17 protein-coding genes, 2 tRNA genes, 1 rRNA gene and 1 pseudogene are annotated in these 23334 nt (G+C 31.6%); 14 read left to right on the top strand and 7 right to left on the bottom strand.

Features of this window, described 5'->3' with window-relative positions:
- The first annotated feature begins 55 nt into the window (after window positions 1-55).
- Together Q0O83_RS09155 and Q0O83_RS09150 are read left to right on the top strand one after the other, a co-directional pair.
- Window positions 56-131 (top strand) — tRNA-Ala (locus Q0O83_RS09155).
- A 3-nt stretch (window positions 132-134) separates the two neighbouring features.
- Window positions 135-211: transfer RNA gene (locus Q0O83_RS09150), tRNA-Met, on the top strand.
- A gap of 77 nt (window positions 212-288) precedes the next feature.
- Here the strand turns inward: Q0O83_RS09150 and Q0O83_RS09145 are convergent.
- The 4 genes and pseudogenes from Q0O83_RS09145 to Q0O83_RS09130 form a co-directional block, all read right to left on the bottom strand.
- Window positions 289-2848, bottom strand: a pseudogene (locus Q0O83_RS09145) (cation-translocating P-type ATPase).
- A 290-nt stretch (window positions 2849-3138) separates the two neighbouring features.
- Window positions 3139-6345: a carbamoyl-phosphate synthase large subunit gene (carB, locus tag Q0O83_RS09140; RefSeq protein ID WP_294096421.1), complete on the bottom strand. Its 3207-nt coding sequence runs from the start codon at window positions 6343-6345 to the stop codon at window positions 3139-3141.
- A gap of 42 nt (window positions 6346-6387) precedes the next feature.
- Window positions 6388-7440, bottom strand: coding sequence for a carbamoyl phosphate synthase small subunit (locus Q0O83_RS09135; RefSeq protein ID WP_294096420.1), 1053 nt, complete (start codon window positions 7438-7440; stop codon window positions 6388-6390).
- Window positions 7441-7450: 10 nt separating this feature from the next.
- Window positions 7451-7633 (bottom strand): hypothetical protein, encoded by a 183-nt coding sequence (locus Q0O83_RS09130; protein WP_294096419.1) that lies wholly within the window; start codon window positions 7631-7633, stop codon window positions 7451-7453.
- Window positions 7634-7780: 147 nt separating this feature from the next.
- On the opposite strand from Q0O83_RS09130, the gene Q0O83_RS09125 reads away from it, so the two are divergent.
- The 12 genes from Q0O83_RS09125 (at window position 7781) to rrf (ending at window position 21053) form a co-directional block, all read left to right on the top strand.
- On the top strand, window positions 7781-8164 hold the full coding sequence (locus Q0O83_RS09125) for a GrdX family protein (protein WP_294096417.1): 384 nt from the start codon (window positions 7781-7783) through the stop codon (window positions 8162-8164).
- Window positions 8165-8270: 106 nt separating this feature from the next.
- Window positions 8271-9140: an RNase adapter RapZ gene (gene rapZ / locus Q0O83_RS09120; protein ID WP_294096414.1), complete on the top strand. Its 870-nt coding sequence runs from the start codon at window positions 8271-8273 to the stop codon at window positions 9138-9140.
- A gap of 4 nt (window positions 9141-9144) precedes the next feature.
- Window positions 9145-10914, top strand: coding sequence for an excinuclease ABC subunit UvrC (uvrC, locus tag Q0O83_RS09115; protein WP_294096413.1), 1770 nt, complete (start codon window positions 9145-9147; stop codon window positions 10912-10914).
- A gap of 4 nt (window positions 10915-10918) precedes the next feature.
- Window positions 10919-11851: a hypothetical protein gene (locus Q0O83_RS09110; protein ID WP_294096411.1), complete on the top strand. Its 933-nt coding sequence runs from the start codon at window positions 10919-10921 to the stop codon at window positions 11849-11851.
- A complete protein-coding gene (locus Q0O83_RS09105; RefSeq protein WP_294096410.1) occupies window positions 11852-13363 on the top strand; it encodes a PP2C family protein-serine/threonine phosphatase in 1512 nt (503 codons plus the stop codon).
- Window positions 13364-13454: 91 nt separating this feature from the next.
- Window positions 13455-14975 (top strand): ABC transporter ATP-binding protein, encoded by a 1521-nt coding sequence (locus Q0O83_RS09100; protein WP_294096408.1) that lies wholly within the window; start codon window positions 13455-13457, stop codon window positions 14973-14975.
- Window positions 14929-16020: an ABC transporter permease gene (locus Q0O83_RS09095; protein ID WP_294096406.1), complete on the top strand. Its 1092-nt coding sequence runs from the start codon at window positions 14929-14931 to the stop codon at window positions 16018-16020. Before Q0O83_RS09100 ends, Q0O83_RS09095 begins: the two co-directional genes overlap by 47 nt.
- Entirely contained in the window at window positions 16020-16901 is an 882-nt protein-coding gene (locus tag Q0O83_RS09090; protein WP_294096404.1) for an ABC transporter permease, read from the top strand. Before Q0O83_RS09095 ends, Q0O83_RS09090 begins: the two co-directional genes overlap by 1 nt.
- 19 nt (window positions 16902-16920) lie before the next feature.
- The gene (locus tag Q0O83_RS09085) at window positions 16921-17829 is read left to right on the top strand and encodes a DUF1385 domain-containing protein (protein WP_294096402.1); all 909 of its coding nucleotides are present in this window, start codon (window positions 16921-16923) and stop codon (window positions 17827-17829) included.
- Window positions 17830-17961: 132 nt separating this feature from the next.
- Window positions 17962-18264, top strand: coding sequence for a cysteine-rich small domain-containing protein (locus Q0O83_RS09080; protein ID WP_294096400.1), 303 nt, complete (start codon window positions 17962-17964; stop codon window positions 18262-18264).
- Between the two features lie 29 nt (window positions 18265-18293).
- A complete protein-coding gene (gene clpB / locus Q0O83_RS09075; protein WP_294096398.1) occupies window positions 18294-20858 on the top strand; it encodes an ATP-dependent chaperone ClpB in 2565 nt (854 codons plus the stop codon).
- A 78-nt stretch (window positions 20859-20936) separates the two neighbouring features.
- Window positions 20937-21053: ribosomal RNA gene (gene rrf / locus Q0O83_RS09070) — 5S ribosomal RNA — on the top strand.
- A gap of 77 nt (window positions 21054-21130) precedes the next feature.
- On the opposite strand, the gene sepF is transcribed toward rrf, so the two are convergent.
- From sepF to Q0O83_RS09055, 3 genes are read right to left on the bottom strand one after another with little or no spacing between them, the layout of a single operon-like run.
- Complete coding sequence (gene sepF, locus Q0O83_RS09065) at window positions 21131-21451, bottom strand: cell division protein SepF (protein WP_294096396.1); 321 nt, start codon at window positions 21449-21451, stop codon at window positions 21131-21133.
- A 40-nt stretch (window positions 21452-21491) separates the two neighbouring features.
- Window positions 21492-22433 carry a bifunctional oligoribonuclease/PAP phosphatase NrnA gene (locus Q0O83_RS09060; RefSeq protein ID WP_294096394.1) on the bottom strand — a complete coding sequence of 314 codons (942 nt, stop codon included), beginning with the start codon at window positions 22431-22433 and terminating at the stop codon, window positions 21492-21494.
- Entirely contained in the window at window positions 22433-23332 is a 900-nt protein-coding gene (locus Q0O83_RS09055) for a YitT family protein (protein WP_294096392.1), read from the bottom strand. Before Q0O83_RS09055 ends, Q0O83_RS09060 begins: the two co-directional genes overlap by 1 nt.
- Window positions 23333-23334 lie beyond the last annotated feature (2 nt).

Below are 23334 nucleotides of genomic sequence, written 5' to 3'. Positions count from 1 at the left end.
GACAATAGATTTTCACTCTATAAACAGGGGTTCGATTCCCCTACGGGGTACCATTGGGGATATAGCTCAGTTGGGAGAGCGACGCACTTGCACTGCGTAGGTCAGCGGTTCGACTCCGCTTATCTCCACCATTTGCCTAGATAGCTCAGTTGGCTAGAGCACCCGGTTCATACCCGGGCGGTCGAAGGTTCGAATCCTTTTCTAGGCACCATTTAGAACTTTAAACACTCTTAACGAGTGTTTTTTTTATTTCAATAGAAAAAAAAATCACCCTAAAGGTGACTTTTTCTATCTATCATATTTTATATATTTCAGAACTTGTATTATCAACGTTGGTGCAAATGCCAGTACTGTCATTTCTAAGAAATTCATTAAAGTTAAATCCGAAACTGCAAACATATCATGAAATGCCGGAACAATTAATACAACATATAATAACGCTGCTCCTAATAGGAATGCATATATACTAAACATATTTTTCGTCAATCCTAATTTTAATACCGATCCATTTCCTCTACAGTTAAATCCATGGAACAATCTACCCAAACACAGTGTAGAAAACGCCATTGTACTTCCTAATCCTGCATCTCCTTTAGCAAATCCTAAATAGAACGCAATCATCGTCACAACTGCAATCAAAGTACCTTCCATTAGAATTCTACTCGATAGTTGTTTATCTAACAACGGTGCATTAGCTTCTCTTGGCTTTTCATCTAAAACGTTTCCTTGTGACGGTTCCATCCCAATCGCTATCGCTGGTAAACTATCCGTTAAAAGGTTTATAAACAGAAGATGTACTGGTGCAAATATCACTGGTAACCCCATCAACGAAGCATAAAATACCGCTAAAATTCCAGCTGTATTTCCAGATAGTAAAAATCTTATCGAATTTTTTATATTTGCATAAAGATTTCTTCCTGTTACAACTGATTTTACTATAGTTGAGAAGTTATCATCAGTTAAAATCATCGAAGCCGCATCTTTAGAAACCTCTGTTCCTGTTATTCCCATAGCTATTCCTACATCAGCTTTTTTCAGAGCCGGAGCATCATTCACACCATCCCCTGTCATCGCACAAATCTTACCTAACTTTTGCCAAGCTGAAACTATTCTTATCTTATGTTCTGGTGATACTCTTGCATATACAGAGATTCTTTCAACATGTTGTAGCAACTCCTCATCTGTCATCTTTTCAACTTCAGAGCCATTTAATGTTTCATCTCCATCTTTATAAATTCCGATCTCTTTTGCTATCGCTTTAGCTGTAACCTTATAATCTCCTGTTATCATAACCGGTTTTATTCCAGCTCTTATACAGTTTTGAACAGCTTCTTTAGATTCCTCTCTCGGAGGATCAATCATACTTATCAAACCAATAAATATAAATTCGTTTTCATCTTCAAATTCTAACACCAATCTCTTTCATTCCAAAAGCTAAAACTCTAAGTCCCGATTCAGCAAATTTTATATTCGCCGCCTTTATACTCTCTATATCTTTCGCCTCTACTAAATCTATATCTCCATTTTCTCTCAATATATATTTAGCTTTATCAATTATAATATCCGGAGCTCCTTTTGTTATAAGATAGTCTCTACCCTCGATTCTATTTAAAGTACTCATCATTTTTCTATCTGAATCAAACGGCAACTCTTTTAGTCTTAAATACTCTTTTCTGATATCTGTTTCAACCATATTGTATTTATGACCTATATTTACAAGTGCAATCTCTGTCGGATCCCCAATCTCTTGTCCATTTACATTTACAGCATCACTACAAAGTATTGCAGCTCTCAGTAATCCCATCTCAATTTTTGACTCTATCTTTATACTTTCTGCATCCACAACTTTTCCATCTACAAATAGATTTTTTACAGTCATTTTATTTTGAGTAAGAGTCCCTGTTTTATCAGAGCATATTACAGATACACACCCTAAAGACTCAACTGAGTGTAATTTTTTTATAATCGCATTCTCTTTTGCCATCTTTTGAGTTCCTATCGCTAAAACTATTGTTACAATAGAACCTAAAGCTTCTGGAATAGCCGCTACTGCTAAAGCTACTGCAAACATCAACGCTTCAAGTGTACTAACTCCTCTGGCAACACTCATAAAGAACACAACGATACATAAAACTATTATTGCTATCGACAGTTTATGTCCAAATTTTTCTAACGATTTCTGTAGCGGTGTCATTGCATCCTCTGTCTCATCTAACAAAGCTGCAATTTTCCCCAATTCAGTTTTCATTCCTATCGATGTTACTAATAACTTTGCTCTACCATAAGTCACTAAACTTCCAGAGAAAACCATATTTTTTTGATCTCCGACAGTTAAATCACTCTCATCTATCACCTCTGAAATTTTCTCAACACTTTCAGATTCTCCTGTTAAAGAACTTTCATTTACCATAAGCGAATACGATTCTAACACTCTAGCATCACTTGGAACGACATCTCCAGCTTCTATAAGAACAATATCACCTGGTAATAGTTCACTCGAATCAATCTCTTGTTTTTGACCATCTCTTATAACTCTTGCTTTAGGTGATGACATTTTTTTCAAACTTTCCAATGACTTTTCAGCTTTTACATGTTGAACCGTACCCAAAGTAGCATTCATTGTAATAACTGCTAAAATAACTATCGTACTCTCTTTATTTCCTGAAATAAAAGATATCGCCGCAGCTACTAAAAGAATAATAACTAGAAAATCTTTAAATTGCTCTAAAAAAACTATAAAAGCGCTTTTCTTTTCCTTACTATTTAATTGATTCTCACCATACTCCTCTCTTAATTTTTCTAAATCTTTGACTTTCAATCCCTGTTCAGATGTATCAAAATATCCCATTATCTCATCTTTACCTTTAGAATAAAACTCTCTCATAAAAACCTCCTTAAACCTCTTCTATTTTAAATTATTTTACTAGCTCTAACTCTATTTTCATTTTAAAAATAAAAAAAGACTTTCAGTGTAGGTTAAAACCTACACTAAAAGTCTTGTCACCATTTTTAGGTGTATAATACCAGATTTTTTACAATCGAGATGTTGATATTATACTTTTGACTACTCCCTTTGAGTATATTACTAAATTATTCTTTTCTCAAGTGTATAACTTTTCAAAAATTTTGTCAATATATTTATATTTGGGCAATATCAAATATATCTAAATCCATCTTATCTACATTTAACTCTTGAACTTTTATTATTGCATTTAATGTATCTATCGAAGTTAATACTTCTACTCCGTATTCTATTGCTGTTCTTCTTATTTTGAATCCATCTCTTTGAGCATCATTTGCTTTTGTTGGAGTATTTATTAATAAATCTACTTCTCTATTTTTTAATAAATCTAAGATATTAGGAGACTCTTCATTTATTTTTCTTACTGCTGTTGCTTCAATTCCATTTTCAGATAGATATTTTTGAGTTCCCTCTGTTGCAAACAGTTGACATCCTAAATCTCTTAGTGATTTTACAACTGGTAAGAATTCATCTTTATCTTTGTCTCTTATTGTTAGAAGAACCTTTCTGTTTCTTACGTTTTGAACTCTTCCCCCTCCTAAAAGACCTTTGAAGATTGCTTCATCCGCTGTATGTCCAACTCCTAAAACTTCTCCTGTAGATTTCATCTCTGGTCCTAATGAAACCTCTACTCCTGATAACTTTTCTGTTGAGAATACAGGTACTTTAACCGCAACAACTGATGGTTTTTTGTAGATTCCAGTTCCAAAACTTAAATCCTTTAATTTTTGACCCATAATTACTTTTGTTGCTATATCAATCACAGGTACACCTGATATTTTTGCTATATAAGGAACTGTTCTTGATGATCTTGGGTTAACCTCAATTACATAAAGCTCATTTTCATAAGCTATAAACTGAATATTCATCATACCTTTAATTTTTAGCTCTTTCGCTATTTTTCTAGTAATCTCTTCAATCTTTTGCTCTGTTCCCTCATATAAATTTTGTGGAGGATATATTGTTATCGAATCTCCAGAGTGAATTCCTGCTCTTTCTAAATGTTCCATAACTCCTGGTATTAAAATATCATCTCCATCACAGATTGCATCTACTTCTACTTCGATTCCATTTAAATATTTATCTATTAGTACTGGATTTTCAGGGTCTCTTTCAAATGAAGCTTTTAAGTAGTTAACAAGGTTATACTCATCATGACATATCTCCATTCCTTGTCCACCTAAAACGTAAGATGGTCTTACTAAAACTGGATATTGAACTTCAGCAGCTATTTTCTTTCCTGCTTCTACTTCCCATACAGCTCTTCCTTTAGGTCTCTTTATATCTAACTTTTCCATTATATCTTCAAACTTTTCTCTATCTTCTGCTGCGTCTACCATTTCAGCCGAAGTTCCTAAAATCGTAACTCCTCTATCTCTAAGGTCATTAGCTAACTTTATTGCCGTTTGCCCTCCGAATTGAATAATTACTCCTGCTGGCTTCTCTTTATCAATTATATTCATAACATCCTCTGTTACTAAAGGCTCGAAGTATAATCTATCAGCTGTCGAGAAATCTGTTGAAACAGTTTCAGGATTGTTATTTATAATGATACTTTCAATTCCCATATTTCTTAAAGTTTTTATCGAATGAACTGTACAGTAGTCAAACTCAATTCCTTGACCTATTCTAATTGGTCCTGATCCAATAACTATTACTTTTTTATTATCAGTTACGTCAACTTCATCAAATTGATCATAAGTTGAGTAGAAGTATGATGAATCTGCTGCGAACTCTCCTGCACACGTATCAACCATTTTATAAACTGGCTTTATTCCATAATCTCTTCTCTTTCTAGCTATATCTTGCTCAGTTACATTTAATAGTTGAGCAATACCTTTATCCGAGAAGCCTTTTTTCTTTACATTTTTTAAGAACTTACCATCTAAATCTTTAAGTTCCATTTTCTTCATTAGCTCCTCTTGTCTTACAAGCCACTCTAATTTTTCCATGAAGAACTTATCAATTCCTGTTAGCTTTTGTAACTTCTCTTTTACATATCCTCTTCTTAACATCTCTGCAACAACGAAGATTCTTTCATCATCAGGTCTTACAACAATCTCTTTCAACTCTTCCATAGACATCTTTTTAACTACTGGATGCTCTAAGTTATATGTTCCAATCTCTAAAGATCTTAAACCTTTTAAGAATGCTGCTTCGAAGTTATTTCCAATCGCCATAACTTCTCCAGTTGCCATCATTTTTGTTCCTAATCTCTTATTAGCTTTTTTGAATTTATCAAATGGCCACTTAGGAATTTTTACAACTATATAGTCTAATGCTGGTTCAAAACATGCAAATGTTTTTCCAGTAACTTCGTTTACAACTTCATCTAACGTATATCCTAAAGATAATCTTGTAGCAACTCTAGCTATCGGATATCCTGTAGCTTTTGAAGCTAGTGCAGAAGATCTTGAAACTCTTGGATTGATCTCAATTATTGCGTATTGGAAAGATTTTGGGTGTAGAGCGAACTGTACATTACATCCTCCTACAACTCCAATTTCATTTATTATTTTTAAAGCTGATGTTCTTAACATTTGATACTCTCTATCAGATAACGTTTGTGACGGAGCTACAACTATCGAATCTCCAGTATGTATTCCAACTGGATCGATATTCTCCATATTACAAACTGTAATACAGTTTCCATCTTTATCTCTAATTACTTCATACTCAACCTCTTTCCAACCTAAGATTGATTTTTCAATTAGAACTTGTCCAACTCTTGATAATTTTAAACCTTTTAGTAAAATATCTTCTAACTCTTGAGGATTATCTGCAATTCCTCCACCGCTTCCTCCTAAAGTGTAAGCAGGTCTTACAACAACTGGATAACCAATCTCTTTAGCTACTCTAAATCCTGTTTCTAGATCTTCAACTATTCTACTTTCAATAGTTGGTTCACCTATTTTATCCATTGCCTCTCTAAATAACTCTCTATCCTCTCCTCTTTTTATAGATTCGATAGACGTTCCGATAACTCTCACTCCATACTTCTCAAGGATTCCTTTATCGTTTAATTCAACAGCCATATTTAATGCTGTTTGTCCCCCCATTCCAGCTAGTATTGAATCAGGTCTCTCTTTAGCGATTACCTTTTCAACAAACTCTGCTGTGATTGGCTCTATATATATTCTGTCTGCAACAGCTTTATCAGTCATTATTGTCGCTGGGTTTGAGTTTATTAATACAACTTCAATCCCCTCTTTTTTTAATGTTTCACATGCTTGTGTTCCCGAATAGTCAAACTCTGCTGCTTGACCTATTATGATTGGTCCTGATCCTATTACCAGTGTCTTTTTTATCGATTTATCTAACATTTATATACGCCTCCTGAAAACTCTACTAAAAATCTTAAAATTTTATCCCTCTATTACTGCTAAGAAATCATCAAATAAATATTCTGAATCAGCTGGTCCTGGCCACGCCTCTGGGTGATATTGAACACATAGTATTCTGTGCTCTTCACTTCTCATTCCCTCTATTGAATTATCATTTAAGTTTATATGTGTAACTTTCATTGAATCAGGTACTTTATCTACAACGTATCCATGATTTTGAGAAGTTATGAATATTCTGTTTTTCTCTAAATCTTTTACTGGATGATTACATCCTCTATGTCCGTATTTTAATTTTTTTGTAGTTCCACCTAAAGCCCAAGCTAATAGTTGATGTCCTAAACATATTCCAACAATTGGTAATTTCCCTACTAGTTTTTTAATCTCATTAATAACTTCAGTTAACTCTGCAGGATCCCCTGGTCCATTTGATAAAAAGACTGCATCTAAATCATGAGATAGTAACTCTTCAGCTGTTACATTCCAAGGGAAAACAATTTGGTGAATTCCTCTAGCTTCAAAAGATCTAAGTATATTTTTCTTAACTCCAAAATCTATTACCCCAACTCTTTTTCCTGGTCCTGGAATCTCATACTTTTCTTTAGTACTAACTTGCTCTACTGCATCTTTATTACTAAATTTTGCAAAATGCTCATCAATCTCTTTTTGAGTTAAATCTTTTGATGTTATTAGAGCTTTCATAGCTCCCTCTTCTCTTATGATTTTAGTAAGGTGTCTTGTATCTACCCCTTTAAATCCGACAACTTTATACTGTCTTAAAAACCCATCTAAAGTCATTTCACATCTAAAGTTATTTGGAAGTTTTGCATCCTCTTTGATGATAAACCCTTTTAACTTTATTCCATCCGATTCCATATCCTCTAAATTAATTCCGTAGTTTCCTACCATCGGATAAGTCATAACAACAATTTGCCCATAGTATGATGGATCTGTTAGTAATTCTTGGTAACCTGTCATTCCTGTGTTAAAAACAAGTTCTCCTACACTTTCCCCCAGCTCTCCAAAAATTTTTCCATCGAAACTCATTCCGTTTTCAAGAATTAACTTCCCCTTCATTTTTTACCTCCTAAATTTTTTGCATAAAAAAAGGAATATGAAAATCATATTCCCTGTCTATATTAATATTAAAATTAAAAACTAAAAAATTAAAAAATATAAATAAATTATTAGAAAATGAAATAAATAAATCTAAAAGCAACAAATAGTTTTTCTGTTTTTGTCTAACTCTTCTGTCGTTTTTGTAAACCATATTTCACCCTCCTTTTTTTTGCTCTGAGAAAAAGTATATACTAAAATTAAAAACTTGTCAATTTTTATTTTTTTACTCTTGATATATTGCCGTTTACGTTGTAATATTACTACTGAAAAATGTATTTCAAAAAGCGGGAGGTTTTTTATGGATTATAAAATCATTACAAACAACAATAAAGTATTTAATTTCTTCAAAGAAACAGATAATGTAATTTACTTAGAGAACCATAATATCAACGAAGTATTAAGTTACATCGAGAAAAAATGTCTTGAAGGACACAGACTTCTAAGTGACCCTATTCTATACAACTTAGAAAACCAAGATAACCCCTTCAAATCAATCTTAATTACAAATAAACAGATTGAGGACAACTCTCACTCTATTAAAATAATTCTTGGAGTTTTGGATATAATAAAAAAGGTTTCTTTCACTCCTAAAGATCAGCAATCAGACATCTCTTTAGAAGAATTTAGATTTGTTGATTTAAATCTTATAAGAGACAGTATTTCTAAAATAAATTTACTTTAATTTTTTATTTTTGGATAGGTTATTCACCTATCCATTTTTTATTTTTTTATATAATTTTAATTTAGATTATTGTATAATAAAGTAAACTATATTTGGAGGAATTATAATGGAGTTGATTATTTTAACTGGACTTAGTGGCTCTGGAAAGTCAACAGGTTTAAAAACTTTAGAAGATTTAGGATTTTTTACAATGGATAATATCCCTTTTAGGTTTGCTGGGTTAATTTTAAAGGATCTACAAAATTCTAGCAGGGATAATAATGTCAAAAGAATTGCACTAGGTCTTGATATCAGAACAATAATTGACGCAAATGATTTTGATACTTTTTTTAACGAGATTGATAATCTTGATATTGACTATAAAATAATTTTCTTAGAAGCATCAACTCAGTCAATTTTAAATAGATACAACCTTACAAGAAGAAAACACCCTTTAACTAAAGATACTTTATTACAAAGTATTGAAGATGAAATCTATCTTATGGAGGATATAAAAGATAAAGCTAATATGATTGTCGATACTAGTTTCTTAACAGCTAAAGAGCTGTCTAGAAAAATAGAGATGGCAGTAGCATCTTTTTCTAAAAATATCCTTTTAAATATTCACCTACAATCTTTTGGTTTTAAGCACGGTGTTCCAATTGATGCAGATATGATATTTGATGTGAGAACTTTACCAAATCCCTATTATTTAGAAAATTTACGTGAAAAAACTGGTTTTAATGATGATGTCTACGATTATGTTATGAGTTTTGAATCAGCACAAGTCTTATACTCTAAAATTTTGGATTTAATTACTTTCCTTATTCCAGGGTACATTAAAGATGAAAAAAGACATCTTACTATCGGAATTGGATGTAGTGGAGGGAAACATCGTTCTGTTTCATTTGTCAGAAGACTTCAAAAAGATTTAAATAGTTTAGACGATATTAACATCTACTCTATACATAGAGAGAAAGAGAGAGGAAACTGGTAAAGCTATGATTACTGTTTTTAATAAAGAGATTCCTGATAACCCAGGAGTATATCTGATGAAAAATAATTCTAAAATTATATATGTTGGAAAGGCTAAAAATCTTTCAAAAAGAGTTAGCTCATATTTCAACAGAGAGCATTCAGATGAAAAAACTAAAGAACTTGTTAAAAACATCGACGATATTGATTTCATTATTTGTAACTCTGAAATTGATGCTTTAATTTTAGAAAATAACCTGATTAAAAGATATTCTCCAAAATATAATATCAACTTAAAGGATGAAAAAACTTATCCCTATATTTTAATTACTGCTGAAAAATTCCCAAAAATTTCAATTGTTCGAACAACAAAAAAATTAAATCAAAATCTAGGTGATTACTTTGGTCCATTTCCTTTTGGTGCTTGGAATTTAAAATCTACTCTCTCTAAACTTTATAAAATAAGAGATTGTAATCGAGATATGGAAAAAGTCTATCCTCGTCCTTGTCTCAAATTTTATATGAAGCTTTGCAATGGACCTTGTAAGTACAAAGATATTTTCATCCAATACAACGAAAATATTTCAGATGCAAAAGAGATTTTAAAAGGAAATACAATATCCATCATTCAAAAATTAGAAAAAAATATGGCTGTTGCTGCTGAAAATATGGAGTTTGAAAAAGCTATCATGTTCAGAGAGCAAAAAAAAGAGATTGAAAACAATATACAAAAGCAGATAACTGAAGCTGCTTCATCTATCGACGAAGATATCTTCACATTTGTTCTTGAAGACAATAAAGTTTTTCTATGTGTCTTAAATGTAAGAGAGGGAAAAATCTTAGGGAAAAACTTTCACTCTATAAATTTAGAAAATACTATTTTTGACGATATTATCGAAGATACTATTATGAGCTATTATTCTAAATATCCTATACCTAAAAATATAATTTTTGAGGAATCTATGGCTCATTTAGAAAAAAATATAGGTTATATCTTTGAAGCAATCTGCACACATAAAGTTTCTCTATTTTTCCCTAAAATCAAATCTCGTAGAAGAGAGATTTTAGAGATGGGGTTATTAAACTTAAAAAAAGATATTGAGAATTTTTACAATAAGAAATCTATCGTTGAAAAAGGATTAAGTGATTTATATACAAAACTTAATCTAAAGCGTTTCCCATTCAAAATTGAGTGTTTCGATATCTCAAATATTTCGGGAAAAGATGCTGTCGCATCTATGAGTGTATCTGTGGAGGGTAAAAAAGCTAAAAAACTTTATAGAAAATTTAAAATAACATGTAAAGATACCCCAGATGATTTTGCTATGATGAGAGAAGTTATTGAAAGACGTTATTCAAAACTACCTCTTGAAGAGTTTCCAGATGTTATTTTAATCGATGGTGGGCTCGGACAAATCAATGCGGTTGGTGAAATTCTTGAAGGGATTGGAAAGGGTGGTATATCAGAACTTTTAAGTATTGCTAAAAAAGAAGAGGAAATTTATAAATACACCGAAAATACTGCATATATCTTTTCAAAAAGTGATGAAGCACTAAAAATTTTACAAAGAGTTAGAGATGAAGCTCATAGATTTGGAGTAACTTATCATAGACTGCTTAGAAACAAAAGGGTTATATCTAGTCAATTGGATAGTATCCCTGGTATCGGACCAAAAAGAAAAGAGGCTCTTTTAAAAACATTTGGTTCTGTAAAACAAATTCAAAATGCAACTTTAGAGGAATTAGAAAAAGTTATTCCTAAACAACTAGCCTTAAAAATAAAGGAGATGATTTAACATTATGAAAAAAATTCTTTTACTTTTTTCTTTAATTACACTTGTTGGTTGTTCACAATTTTCTGCTAGAAAAGATCACAGTCAACACATTACATTCAAAAGCTCTATTCCTGAAGGAAAACATAATTTTAACTTAGTTTCTTTAGAGTATCCTAGCAACTATAATGAAAAAATTAATTTCTTTAAAAATCTAAATACTTCTTTAGAAAATCTTAACAGTGTTCAAAAAAATAGTTTTAATCTTCTAATTACAGAGGACATGAATATAGATTTCAACGACTTATTCAACACAGGTTGGTTAGACAAAGAGATTCTTGGAATGAAAATAGTTGAAGATTTAAATCCAGATGAAAAAAATTATTTAAACAGCTTCAATATAAATGTTCCTACTGAAGCTGGAGAGATTCAAAAGTTATTAAACAGACAATACTTTTTACTATTAAAACTTACAGACAACGAAGCTCTTTACAACTCTGAGTTTCTTTATACAGAGTTAGATAAAAGTTTATTGATGGAAGATATTTTACTAAATAGAAAATCTTTAATTGAAAATATAAACTCAATTAAGAAAAACTTTGTTTATTTTGATTCAATCGGTAAGAATAAAAAAATTATTTTTATTCCAAATGTAACTGCAAATATAAATAATTTAGATGATAAATCCGTTATTTTCCAAAACTCAAATACTAACTCTGGATTTGTAGTCTTACCTAACTCTTTAGTTTTATTTGTAGGTAACAATAAAAAACATCTATCTACTGATGACTATGAGTTTACATCTAATATAGTTACACCGACTTCCCTTGATGATTTAAAAAAGTTACTAGCTAACTCAAACTCAGTTTCTAATTTAGCATCTTGGGAAAGAACAAAGAAAATAGAAAATAATTCTACAGAATCTCTTGAAAATAGATTCTCTACATGGGAGGCTAAATAATTGATTACCTACTTCTCTTTTATTATTCTATTTTTCGTTTTCTTTTTAATATTTAAGAAAATTGAAAAGAAAAACTTTGAAGAAACAAGCAAGATTTTAAAAAGTTTCGTAAGCAAAGAATTTCTTACAGATATATCAGAAGATTTAAAAAATGATTACGAAAGAGCTACAACAGCAATTACAAAACAAGATTTAGAACTAGATAACTCTATTGAAGAACTAAGAGAATACAAAAAAGAACTTGAAGTTACATACGAATCTCTGCTTACAAAATCTAAACAACTTGAATACAGTAATCAAGTTCTAGAGCAAAGAGTTGCGAGTTTATCAAATATAAATTCTCTTTCAAGAACTGTGCTTTCAATTATGGAGTTAGATAAAATCATATCTACGATACTTGACGCTTATTTTGTTTTAACAGGAGCCAAAAGAATCTCTCTTTACTTATGGGAGGGTGGAAGACTTTTAAATAAAAGAATAAAAGGAGATATCCAGTTTAAAGGAGAGTTAAGTTATCCTGAAGAAGTTTTATCTCAGTTCACTCGTAAAGATTATAAAAAAGTTTATAGTGAAATTTTAAAAGGTTTCTCTATCACTCCTGATGAAAAAATAATTGCATCCCCTCTTACTGTAAAAGGGAAAGAACTTGGAGTTATCTTTATAATAGAGGATAAATCTAAACTTATCAAGAGTGATGAGGAAACTATCTCTGCACTTACTATACAAGTTGCGATAGCTATTAATAATGCTCAAATTTATTCTGACTTAGTTATAAAAGAAAGAATGTCTCAAGAACTTGAAGTCGCCTCTAGAATTCAGAAACGAATAATACCTAAAAAAATTAAAAAAGTTTTAGGATTGGATGTGGCAACTTTCTTCGAACCTGCAAAAGAGATTGGTGGAGATTACTACGACTACTCTCTTTTAAATGAAAAAACATTTAGTATAACTATTGCAGACGTTAGTGGTAAAGGTGTTCCAGCAGCCTTTCTTATGGCTTTAGGACGTTCAGTTTTAAAAACACTTGAGCTTCAAGGAGAAGAGCCTCGTTGTAACGTTCAAAAACTTAATAAACTTATTTATCCTGATATAACAGAGGATATGTTTATAACTATGATGCATAGTAAATATGATTATGATACGAAAATTTTAACTTATTCAAATGCTGGTCACAACCCATTAGTTGTTTATAACAGCCAAACTAATCTAATTGAAACTCACTCTGTTAAAGGAGTGGCAATTGGATTTTTAGATGATTATAATTACAAACAAGGTGAAATAAAATTAAATGTTGGGGATGTTGTTATCTACTATACTGATGGAATTAGTGAAGCTGAAAATAGTAACAAAGAGCTATTTGGAATAGAACGTTTAAAAGATATCTTACTTCAAACTTCATCTTTATCTGCCAAAGATATTAAACAAAAATTACTATCTGAAGTTAACAACTTCCAAAACGGTTGCGAACAAAATGATGATATAACGTTCGTTGTAATCAAGAGAGAAGAATAAAAAAAGTTGACTACTTTTATATAACATAATATAATTTTAAAAGGTTATTTTTTACAACGTAATATTGAAATAAATTTAGGGAGGATTCTAAGTGAATAATTATATCTTAGAAATGCAACACATCAGAAAAACTTTCTTAGATGGAAAAGTTATCGCAAACGACGATATCACTTTAAAAATCTTAAAAGGTGAAAAACACGCTATTGTTGGTGAAAATGGAGCAGGTAAGTCAACACTTATGAAAATGTTAAATGGTCTTTATACTCCAACTTCTGGTAAAATATTTTACCACGGGAAGGAAGTACAAATAGATTCACCTAGTAAAGCTGCTGAGTTAGGAATTGGAATGGTTTATCAACATTTTATGCTTGTTCCAACTTTAACTGTTGCTGAAAATATGATTTTAGGTGTTGAACCTAAGAAAGGTCTATCTTTAGACATTAATAAAGCTAGACAAGATGTTATCGAGGTTTCAAAAAAATATGGGTTAGCTATTGATCCAGATGCTTTAGTATCTGATCTTTCTATCGGAATGCAACAAAGAGTTGAAATTCTAAAAATTCTTTTCAAAGGTGCAAACCTTTTAGTTTTCGATGAGCCTACAGCTGTTTTAACTCCACAAGAGATTAAAGAGCTTTATAAAATCATGGACAACTTAATCGCCGAGGGAAAAACTATTATCTTTATCTCTCACAAACTTCAAGAAGTTCTTGATATCTCTAATAACATAACAGTTATTAGAAGAGGAGCAGATATTGCTAATTTTGCCACTGAAGATGCAACTAAAGAGAAGATTGCCAACGCAATGGTTGGAAGAGCCGTACTATTTACAACAGAAAGACCCGAGGTTGAAATTGGAGAAACTGTTTTATCTGTAAAAAATGTTAGTGTTAAAGACCACCTTGGGGTTATGAAAGTGGAAAACGCTTCATTCCAAATCAGAAAGGGAGAGGTTCTTGGTATTGCTGGAGTTGAGGGAAGTGGACAAACTGAACTTGTTGAAGCTTTAACAGGATTAAAAGAAACTTGTTCAGGAGAGATGATCCTTGACAATGTTATTTTAAAAAGAAAAACTCCTAGAAAAATATCTTTACTTGGACTAGCTCATATTCCTGAAGATAGACATAAAAGAGCTGCTATCTCACAATTTAGTGTTATGGAAAACTTTGCTCTTGGTCTTGAAAGAGATGAATATTCAAAATTTGGTTTACTTAATTTCTTCAAATTAAGAAAAGATGCAGAGATGTTCATGGAAAAATATGATGTTAGACCTAGAAGTGTCGATACAGCTTTTGGTAGATTATCTGGAGGAAATCAACAAAAGATTATCGTTGCTAGAGAGTTAGAAAAGAAAAACAACAACCTTATTATAGCTGGACAACCAACTAGAGGGGTAGATATTGGAGCTATTGAATCAATTCATAAACTTATTCTTAATGAAAAAGAAAAAGGTAAAGCAGTTATGGTTGTTTCATCAGAACTATCTGAAATTTTAAATCTTTCAGATAATATTGCAGTTATGTGTGCGGGAAAAATAACTGGAATTCTTTCAAGAGAAGAAGCAAATGAAGAAAAAATTGGAATACTTATGGCGGGTGGTAAACTTGATTAAAAATAAAAATATTTTAAATGCCCTTGTTCCTGTAGTTGCTGTTATCTTAGCACTACTTATTGGAGCAGGTATAATTTTATACATGGGAGAAAGTCCTACAAAAGCATATTATTATCTATTTACAGGAGCTTTTGATGGTCTTACACCAATAGCTAGAACACTTTTAGAGGCAACACCTCTTATCTTTACAGGATTATCAGTTTTAGTTGCATTCAAAGGTGGTATGTTTAATATCGGTGCTCAAGGACAGATGACTATGGCTGGACTTGCTGCTGCTGCTGTTGGTGGATTTGTTGCTAATGTATTTATAAGTAACGTATTCGTTATATTAATTATTGGAGGTTTAGCTGGATTCTTATGGGCTGCTGTTGCTGGTTGGTTAAAAGCTAAGCTTGGAGTTCATGAAGTAATCTCTACTATCATGCTTAACTATATTGCTGTTAGTTTTGAACAATACTGTTTAAACTATCCGCTTAAAGCACCTGGAATCAATCCACAAACTCCTGCGGTTATCGCATCAGCTAGATTAGGAAAACTTTTAGATGTAAGAGTTCCTTTAAACTATGGATTTATTATCGCTTTAGTTGCTGTTTTCGTGGTTTGGTTTGTACTTGAAAAAACAGTTCTTGGATACCATATTAAAGCTGTTGGATTCAACCCTACGGCTGCTGAAAATAACGGTATCAACGTAAAAAAAATAATCCTTTTAACTTTAGGAATCTCTGGTTTCTTAGCTGGACTTGGAGGAGTAGAAAGAGTTTTAGGAGGAGTTGGACAATACGCTTATAAAACTGGTTTAACTGCTACTTATGGATTTGATGGAATAGCTGTTGCTCTTCTTGGAAAAAATACACCTATCGGAGCTTTACTAGCTGCAATCCTATTTGCTGCTCTTAGAGTGGGTGGAAGAGCTATGCAATTTAACACATCTATTCCTAGCCAAATGGTTATTATGATTCAAGCTATTATAATTTTATTAATTGCTGCTGAAAATATGATTAGATCTTGGTTAGAGAAAAAAGGTTCAAAAGGAGGAGCTGAATAATGGTAAGTATTATTTTAAGTTTAATTTTAGCCACAATCAGGCAGGCTGCTCCAATTCTTATTACAGCAATTGGTGGAATGTTCTCAGAAGTTTGTGGAGTTGTTAATATTGGTCTTGAAGGGATGATGCTTATTGGTGCTTTCTCTTCTGCAGTTGTTTCATATTATACTGGAAGTTGGGTTCTAGGAATTTTAGCTGGTGCGATATCTGGTGGACTGATTGCTCTAGTTCATGCTATAATCAGTATCAAGTATAGAGGAAATCAAACTGTATCTGGAGTTGCGATAAATCTTTTCGCTTCTGGATTTACAATATTCATGTTAAGAGTTCTATTTGAACAAGCATCAAACAGTCCTTCTGCAACTAGAATACCATTACTATTTAATTTCTCTCTGTTAACATATATGATATATGGTTTAGCTATCTGGTCTGGTTACTTCCTTTACAAAACAGTTACTGGTCTTAGAATGAGAGCAGTTGGAGAGTACCCTTTAGCTGCAGATACTGTTGGTATCAGTGTTGCTAAAATCAGATACTTTGGTGTTATCATGTCTGGAGTTTTTGCCGGTCTTGGTGGAACATACCTATCAATTGGAGCTCTTAGCCAATTCTCTAAAGAGATGTCAGCTGGAAGAGGATTTATAGCTTTAGCTGCACTTGTTTTTGGTAAGTGGAAGCCAAAAGGAGTTTTATTTGCTAGTTTATTATTTGGATTTGCTGATGCTGCACAAACAGTAATTCAACAATATGTTACATTTATTCCACCACAATTTATCCAAATGATACCGTACTTACTAACACTTTTAGCTCTTGCTGGAGTGGTTGGTAAAGCAGTTGCACCAAGTGCTGCTGGAAAACCTTATGACAAAAATACAATCTAATTGATTACGGGTGGTGACAATGAGTAAAGAGAAATTTTCAAGCGTAGGTGGACAAGCAGTTATAGAAGGGGTTATGATGAGAAATGCTGACCTTTTAGCTACAGCTGTTAGAAAACCCAATGGTGATATTGTTTACAAGAAAACAAAAATATCTAAAAGTAGAAATAAACTTTCTACGATTCCTTTTCTTAGAGGTGCTATAACTCTTTTTGATTCATTAGTTTTAGGAGTTAAAGAGCTTACCTTCTCAGCTAATCAAGCTGAGGTTGAAGAAGAGCAACTGTCTCAAAAAGAGGCTGTAATGACTACCATTGTTTCTTTAGCTTTGGGAATTGGTCTTTTTATTGTTCTTCCCTCTATTATAAGTAGTTTTTTATTTAAAGATAACAAAATTTATAGCAATCTTTTAGAAGCTGGATTAAGACTTGCATTCTTTGTTCTTTATATCTTCTTAATCTCGTTCTCAAAAGATATTCAAAGAGTTTTTCAATATCATGGTGCTGAGCATAAATCAATCTATGCCTATGAGCAACATCTAGAGTTAACAGCTGAAAATGCTAAAAAATTTACAACACTACACCCTAGATGTGGAACTAGTTTCCTTTTAATAGTTATGTTTATTGCTATTATAGTTTTCACTGGTTTAGATTTTATTTTACCTCCACCAAGTAGTTTTGCTACAAAATTACTTACAAAAGTAGTTTTAAGAGTTTTATTTATGCCTTTAATTGCAGGAATATCTTACGAACTTCAAAGATATACAAGTAATCATCTAGATAATATCTTTGTTAGAATGATTGCGGCTCCTGGAATGGCTCTACAAAAGATTACAACTAAAGAACCTGATCTTGATCAGCTCGAAGTTGCTATTGTAGCAATAAAAGCAGTTTTAAACGAACCTGTTGAAAATGCTACTGAGGTTTATTAATAAAATATATGTATTATTTTTTAATGGTCTAAATTTTAAATTTGGACCATTTTTTTATTTTATTCACTTGATTTAATCTTCCTACAGTAGTATATTTAAATTATAGATTTTAAAAATTTTGGGAGGTTATTTATGAACTACAAATTTAATCAAAATAAAAACTGTGAATTTTTTCCATGTCATAAAATGGAGAATACAGAGAACTTTAACTGCTTATTCTGTTACTGCCCACTTTATATGCTAGGAAATGAGTGTGGAGGTAAGTATAAACATACTGCGGGAGGAGTTAAAGATTGCTCTGACTGTATCCTTCCCCATATAAAAGATGTCGGATATGACCACGTTCAGAAAAAAATGATGGAGGTTATTGAGATTGTTAGAAATAATCATCTTAAAGATATTGGAGAAGAGGATAAAATAATCAGCTTAAAATAAGCAAAATTTTATAATTATGAGGTGATCTTATGAATCCAAACAATTTTACAGAAAATTCAATGCTAGCATTGACTGATGCACAAACCCTTGCACAAACTTATATGCAACAGAGTATAAAGCCAGAACTTCTAGCTTTAGCTCTTATTGCTCATAAAGAAGGACTTATCGTAAGAGTTCTAACTAAGATGGGACTTGATACAAACTCTTTACAAAACTCATTAGAAGCACTTTGTAACAGATTGCCAAAAGTCTCTGGTACATCCTCTTCAATTGGAGTAGATACAAAAACTAACGAGATTCTTGTTGAAGCTCAAAAGTTAATGCAATCTATGGGAGACTCGTATATAAGTGTTGAACATATCTTTTTAGCACTTTTAGATAAAACATCTTTCTTAAATAACTTAGGTATCAATCCCTCGTTATTTAAAAGTACTATTTTAGAGATTAGAGGAAATAAAAAGGTAGATTCTCCTAATCCTGAAGTTAAATATGAAGTTTTAGAAAAATATGGACGAGACCTCGTTGAATTAGCTAGAAAAGGAAAAATCGACCCTATCATTGGAAGAGATAGCGAAATTCGAAGAACTATTCAAATTATATCTAGAAGGACTAAAAATAATCCTGTTCTTATTGGTGAGCCTGGAGTTGGTAAAACAGCTATCGCAGAGGGATTTGCTCAAAGAATTCTAAATGGTGATGTCCCTGATTCTTTAAAAAATAAAAAAGTTTTCTCTTTAGATATGGGATCTCTTATTGCTGGAGCTAAATTTAGAGGTGAGTTTGAAGAGCGTCTAAAAGCTGTTTTAAAAGAGGTTGAAGATTCTAATGGTGAAATTATATTATTTATTGATGAGATTCATACTATTGTTGGAGCTGGAAAATCTGATGGAGCTATGGACGCTGGAAATCTTTTAAAACCTATGCTTGCTAGAGGAGAGATTCGAGTAATAGGAGCTACTACTTTAGACGAGTACAGAAAGTATATTGAAAAGGATCCAGCTCTTGAAAGACGTTTCCAAATAGTTATGGTCAATGAGCCCACTGTTGAAGATACGATTTCTATACTGAGAGGAATTAAAGAAAAATTTGAGGTTTATCACGGAATTAGAATTGCAGATGGTGCTATTGTAGAGGCTGCTGTTTTAAGTAATAGATATATTCCAGATAGACAACTTCCTGATAAAGCTATCGATTTAATTGATGAAGCTGCAGCTATGATTAGAACTGAAATGGATTCTATGCCTGAAGAGTTAGATCAATTAACTAGAAAAGTTATGCAGCTTGAAATTGAAAAGGAAGCGTTGAAAAAAGAAACTGATCCTTATTCTAAAGAAAGACTTGAAATTTTAGAAAAGGAGCTTTCAAATCTAATTCAAAATAAATCAATTTTAAAAGCACAATGGGAAAATGAAAAACAAGACTTAAATAAGGTTAAAGATATTAAATCTGAAATTGAAAAAGTAAAGCTTGAAATTCTTGAAGCTGAGAGAAAATATGATTTAAACAAACTAGCTGAATTAAAATATGGAAAACTTGCAACTCTTGAAAAAGAATTGATTGAAGAACAAAAACGTTTAGAGGAATCTCCTAGCAATAAACTTGTTAAACAAGAAGTAGGGGTTGAAGAGATTTCTGAAATTATTTCTAAGTGGACAGGGATTCCTCTTTCTAAATTGATGGAAAGTGAAAAAGAGAAACTTTTAAGTTTAGAAGATAATTTAAATGCTAAAGTTGTTGGGCAAACAGAAGCTGTAAAAGCTGTTTCTGAGACAATTCTAAGAGCGCGTGCAGGATTGAAAGACCCAAATAGACCTATCGGTTCATTTGTGTTTTTAGGCCCTACTGGAGTTGGTAAAACATATCTAGCTAAATCTCTTGCATATTTCCTGTTTGACGATGAGGAAAATGTACTTCGAATTGATATGAGTGAATATATGGATAAATTCTCTGTAACTAGATTGATTGGTGCTCCTCCAGGATATGTTGGATATGAAGAGGGTGGACAGTTAACAGAAGCTGTTAGAAGAAAACCTTACTCTGTTATACTATTTGATGAAATTGAAAAAGCTCATCCTGATACTTTCAATATTCTACTTCAAGTTTTAGATGATGGTAGATTAACTGATGGTCAAGGTAAAGTTGTAGATTTTAAAAATACTCTAATTATTATGACATCTAATATCGGTAGCCATTTAATTTTAGAAGACCCTACTTTAAACTCTCATACTAGAGAAAAAATAAATCAAATGATGCTATCTAATTTTAGACCCGAGTTTCTAAATAGAATAGATGAAACAATAATATTTAAAGGTCTTGGAATTGAAGAGATTAAAAATATTGTTCGTCAACTTTTAGTAAATCTTGAAAATAAATTAAAAGATAGAAAAATCAACTTTAGAATAACTGATTCTGCTGCTGAATTTTTAGCTAAAACTGCTTATGATCCACAGTTTGGAGCAAGACCACTTAGAAGATATATACAAAAGTATCTTGAAACTGAGATTGCTAAAATAATTTTAAAAGGTGAAATTAAAGAGCGTGAGACTATAGAAGTAGGATTTAATAACGAGAAAATCACTTTCAAAGTTATATAAGTTTTATCCTGAAAAAAATGGGTTTATTGCCCATTTTTTTTATTGACTTTTTCTAAAAAAAATGTTATTATTATATAGCTTGGTAACGATAGCTACGGAGGTACACCCAGTTACATTTCGAACCTGGAAGTTAAGCCCGTAAACGCCGAAAGTACTTGGGGGGCAGCCCCCTGGAAGGATAGGTAGTTGCCAAGCTTTTTTATTGGCTGATTAAATAAAAAACTAAAAATATCTAAATGAGAAAAGGGACCATCTATTTGGTCCCTTTTTTACTACCTTCTATTATATCTTGGTATTATCTCTTCTTCTTCATCAAATCTAGGATTTGTTATATTATTTGTCAACTCTTTATACTCTATTTGATAACTTTTATTTTTCGGAATCGAACAATATATCTTATCTCCTGGATTAATAATTTGTCCCTCTTGGATATGCACCGCTCCACTAATAAAGTCTAAAACTCTCTGTGATTTTTCTGAATCTAAATCACATAAATTTATATGAACTATTTTCTCTGCTTTTATGTGCTCTACACACTTCAAACAATCTTCGAATCTAGTTGGTTTTAAAAAAATTATATCAAAATCTGCCATTTTTAACCCCCTTCTTTTTTATAAAATTATACAACACTATTTATAAATTTTCTACTACTCTTTTTAGAATCTCATCTGGTGAAAGTTCTGTTGTGAATCCAGCAGCTTTTATATGTCCGCCTCCACCAAAAATTCCAGCTATTTTATTCACATCTATATCGTGCTTACTTCTCATACTTCCCTTTATTTTACCTGTTTCATCCTCTCTTAAAAACAGAGAAACTTCACTATCACTATAGTTAAGAAGCTCTTCTACAACCCCTTCAGTATCATCTTTAATTGCATCTAAATTTTTTAGTCCTTCATATGATAAGTTAAAATACATAAGATTTTTATCTTGAATAAACTTCATCTCACTTAAAGCTTTTCCTAAAACTTTCATTCTTTGTAAAGATTTTGTTTTAAAGAAATCATTTACTATTTTATTATTATTTACACCTAATCTCATCAACTCTGATGCCACTAAGAATGTTTTATTTGTCACATTGCTATGTGCAAAATTTCCAGTGTCATTTACTAACCCTAAGTAAATTGCTTCTCCCATCTCCAATGTTATTTCAATATCTAACCCTTTTAAAATCGAATGCATTAACTCTGATGTCGAAGAAATATCTTCTACTATATTTATATCTCCATACTTTGGATTACTTATATGATGATCAATATTTATTTTAAATGCATCACCAATTAATCTCTCTACTTTTCCTACTCTTTCAACAGTAGCTGAATCAACAAAAATAGCTAAATCATAATTTGGATTAACAATATCCTCTATTTTTTTTATTTTTTCTGTTCCTTTTAAAAATGATATATTCTTTGGAACTGAATCTTGTAATACAAAATCTATTCTTTTATTTGGATATTTATTTTCTAACCCAAGTAAAAGAGCTAATCCTGCCCCTACTGTATCTCCATCTGGATTTATATGTCCAGCTATAATTATATTACTACTTTGTTCTATCTTATCTTTAATTTCAATCATTACTTTCCCTTTCTTTTTTTCACATTTTCTGTATCAAACGTATAGCCTCTTCCTAGTACTTCATGTACATCAGATACAACTACAAACGCTTCTTTATCTACTTCTGCAATCAACTCTTTTAATAAAAATATCTCTCTATTTCTTAGCACTGTTGTTATAACATCTCTTTTACTTTTTGAATATAAAGCCTCTGCTTCATAGTAGTTACCTGTTTTTCCTAAATCTTCAACTATTAACTTTCTAACCTTTTCAACTTCAGATGTAACTATGTATGCCATCTTAGCATCTCCAAGACCATTAATCATCTTATTTATTACTACTCCAGTCATATATAGATTTATAAGAGCATACAAAGCTTTTTCTGCTCCAAATATATATGCTGCAACTAACACAACTGCTGAGTCTATCATTATTAAAGCCTGTCCTATAGGTATTCTAAAGTATTTATTTAAAATTCCAGATATTATATCACTTCCACCAGTTGTTCCACCATTTTTTATAACTGTTCCTAGTCCTATTCCCATAAGTAATCCTCCATAAAGAGTCCCTAAGAAAATATTACTAGGATTACTAAAGTCAATTATTTTATCTATTTCAGGTACAACTTTTTTTACTAGTTCAACATTCAGAGATATAAATGATATCCCCGCTAATGTTTTTGCTCCATATGATTTTCCAAATATCTTTACCCCTATTAAAAAAAGTGGTATATTTATTGCAAATATTAAAGTCCCAACAGGAATCCCTGTTATATAATTTATTAAAATTGAAAGCCCTGTTGCTCCTCCAGGTGCTAAATTCGATGGAACTAGAAACCCATTTATCCCGACTGAAGCTATCAGAGTTCCAATATAGATATAAATATATTCTATTAAAACTTTAATTTTTTTTCTTCTCAATT

Source organism: uncultured Cetobacterium sp., assembly GCF_945952365.1.
GTDB lineage: Bacteria > Fusobacteriota > Fusobacteriia > Fusobacteriales > Fusobacteriaceae > Cetobacterium_A.
The sequence above is the reverse complement of the archived record's forward strand: the minus strand, read 5'-3'. Positions and strand labels throughout refer to the sequence as shown.

Bases quoted from the DNA above. Each gene is read 5' to 3' on its own strand.
- Q0O83_RS09060 (WP_294096394.1), bottom strand. From the start codon at position 22,433: ATGATTGAAATTAAAGATAAGATAGAACAAAGTAGTAATATAATTATA.
- Q0O83_RS09130 (WP_294096419.1), bottom strand. From the start codon at position 7,633: ATGGTTTACAAAAACGACAGAAGAGTTAGACAAAAACAGAAAAACTAT.
- clpB (WP_294096398.1), top strand. From the start codon at position 18,294: ATGAATCCAAACAATTTTACAGAAAATTCAATGCTAGCATTGACTGAT.
- Q0O83_RS09125 (WP_294096417.1), top strand. From the start codon at position 7,781: ATGGATTATAAAATCATTACAAACAACAATAAAGTATTTAATTTCTTC.
- sepF (WP_294096396.1), bottom strand. From the start codon at position 21,451: ATGGCAGATTTTGATATAATTTTTTTAAAACCAACTAGATTCGAAGAT.
- Q0O83_RS09095 (WP_294096406.1), top strand. From the start codon at position 14,929: ATGAAGAAAAAATTGGAATACTTATGGCGGGTGGTAAACTTGATTAAA.
- rapZ (WP_294096414.1), top strand. From the start codon at position 8,271: ATGGAGTTGATTATTTTAACTGGACTTAGTGGCTCTGGAAAGTCAACA.
- uvrC (WP_294096413.1), top strand. From the start codon at position 9,145: ATGATTACTGTTTTTAATAAAGAGATTCCTGATAACCCAGGAGTATAT.
- carB (WP_294096421.1), bottom strand. From the start codon at position 6,345: ATGTTAGATAAATCGATAAAAAAGACACTGGTAATAGGATCAGGACCA.
- Q0O83_RS09085 (WP_294096402.1), top strand. From the start codon at position 16,921: ATGAGTAAAGAGAAATTTTCAAGCGTAGGTGGACAAGCAGTTATAGAA.
- Q0O83_RS09110 (WP_294096411.1), top strand. From the start codon at position 10,919: ATGAAAAAAATTCTTTTACTTTTTTCTTTAATTACACTTGTTGGTTGT.
- Q0O83_RS09090 (WP_294096404.1), top strand. From the start codon at position 16,020: ATGGTAAGTATTATTTTAAGTTTAATTTTAGCCACAATCAGGCAGGCT.
- Q0O83_RS09135 (WP_294096420.1), bottom strand. From the start codon at position 7,440: ATGAAGGGGAAGTTAATTCTTGAAAACGGAATGAGTTTCGATGGAAAA.
- Q0O83_RS09080 (WP_294096400.1), top strand. From the start codon at position 17,962: ATGAACTACAAATTTAATCAAAATAAAAACTGTGAATTTTTTCCATGT.